Origin of the sequence: Micrococcus sp. KRD096 (assembly GCF_017168495.1) — a bacterium.
Lineage (GTDB): Bacteria > Actinomycetota > Actinomycetes > Actinomycetales > Micrococcaceae > Micrococcus > Micrococcus luteus.
In genome coordinates this window covers 1-418 of record NZ_JABFAY010000044.1, presented here as the reverse complement: position 1 = coordinate 418, position 418 = coordinate 1, and the positions used below count along the sequence as shown (strand labels likewise).

General features: G+C 70.8%; 1 protein-coding gene. It reads left to right on the top strand.

Annotated elements, in window-relative coordinates:
- Window positions 1-418, top strand: a 418-nt coding sequence (locus J1M41_RS11365) for a phage portal protein (protein WP_206451775.1), incomplete at both ends; no start/stop codon positions are given.

The window sequence follows — 418 nt, the reverse complement described above, 5'->3', positions numbered from 1 at the left end:
CGCCTCCGGCTACCTCGAGCGCCCCGCCGGCGCCCCGCCATGGTCCGCGGCCACGCACGCCCGCTTCAAGGCGGCCTGGCGCGCCCAGTACACCGGCTCCGGCGCAGACGTCGGCGGCACGCCGATCCTCGAGGACGGCATGAAGTTCACCGCCGCCCAGCAGTCCGCCAAGGACCTGCAGTACATCGAGTCGCGCAAGCTGACCCGCCAGGAAGTCGCCGCGGCCTACCACATCCCCCCGCCCATGATCGGGCTGATGGAGACGGCCACGTTCGCCAGCCTGAAGGAGCAGCACAAGAGCCTCTACACGGACACGCTCGGCCCCTGGCTGCAGCGCATCCAGCAGGCGCTCGCGGCCAACCTCCTGGACGACTTCGGCCCGGAGGCCGCCGGCATGTACCTCGAGTTCAACATCGAG